This is a genomic window from Nocardia amikacinitolerans NBRC 108937 (assembly GCF_001612615.1).
Classification (GTDB): domain Bacteria; phylum Actinomycetota; class Actinomycetes; order Mycobacteriales; family Mycobacteriaceae; genus Nocardia; species Nocardia amikacinitolerans.
Genome location: NZ_BDAU01000090.1, coordinates 1 through 1326 on the forward strand (window position 1 = coordinate 1; position 1326 = coordinate 1326).

Below are 1326 nucleotides of genomic sequence, written 5' to 3' on the forward strand. Positions count from 1 at the left end.
ATTCAAGGGGTGGATGCAACAGTCGATGAGAGTCGAGGTGTTGCGTGGTTCAGCAGGGTCCGGTGCGGTCGTTGCGGTCGGTGCGGAGGGCGTTCTGGGATTTGGTTGGTGCGGGGGTCGGTGTGGGGAAGGCGGGTGTGTGGGTTGGTGTGTCGGAAACGACGGGGCTGCGGTGGTTCGCTGAGACTGGCGGGGTGAAACCGAAGTTCGACGAGCCGAAGGCGGGACCGAGGCGCCGGTTGAGTTTCGCCGAGCGGGAGGAGATCGCGGTGGGGGTGGCCGCGGGGGAATCGATCAATGCGATCGCGCGGCGGCTGGGTCGGTGGCCCTCGACGATTATGCGGGAGATCGCCAAGAACGGGCCGGCGGGTCGTGGCGCCGGACCCAAGGCGCGGTATCGGCGCAAGCATCGTTTCGGTGCCCGCCGCAGCGGTAGTTCCGCGGTGGTGGTGTATCGGGCGAGTTTGGCCCAAGCTCGTTACGAGCAACGTATATGCCGGCCCAAGACCGGCAAACTGGCCGACAATCAGAGATTGAAGCAGAAGGTGCAGGACTGGCTGGACGAGGGTTACAGCCCCGCCCAGGTCGCCCACCGGCTGCCGGTCGAGTTCCCCGACGCCCCGGAGATGCGTGTGTCACACGAGACCATCTACCAGTCGATCTACGTGCAGGGACGTGGCGGACTGCGGCGTGAGATACATACACAGTTACGTACTGGCCGGGCGGTGCGCAGGCCACGCCGCCGCGCCGGGCAGCGGCTGGCCCGGATCCCGGACATGATCACTATCAGTCAGCGCCCGCCCGAGATCGCCGACCGTGCGGTACCGGGGCACTGGGAAGGTGATCTGATCATCGGCAAGGACGGCGCATCGGCGATCGGCACCCTGGTGGAACGGATGACCCGGTTCGTGCTGCTGCTGCACCTGCCCTACGACCACAGCGCACTGGCCGTGCAGGAGGCGATGATCACGAAAATGGCGGCGCTGCCGGCGATCCTGCGTCGAACCCTGACCTGGGACCAAGGCATCGAGATGCGTAACCACGCCCAGATCGCCGCCGCCACCGATCTCGACATCTACTTCTGCGACCCTCACTCACCGTGGCAGCGAGGCACCAACGAGAATACCAATGGCCTTCTGCGTCAATACTTTCCAAAAGGCACTGACCTCTCGGTCTTCCCCGCGGACTACCTGGACTTCATCGCCACCCGCCTCAACAACCGGCCCCGCAAAACACTGAACTGGAAGAAACCCGCCGAAGCCCTCGACGAGCTACTCTCAAACCCGTCCAACCCACCCGGTGTTGCATTGACCGCTTGAATCCACC

General features: G+C 64.6%; 1 protein-coding gene. It reads left to right on the forward strand.

All coding sequences use genetic code 11. The features are described 5' to 3' along the window. The first annotated feature begins 44 nt into the window (after positions 1-44). Complete coding sequence (locus NAM01S_RS33585; protein WP_067793394.1) at positions 45-1319, forward strand: IS30 family transposase; 1275 nt, start codon at positions 45-47, stop codon at positions 1317-1319. Positions 1320-1326 lie beyond the last annotated feature (7 nt).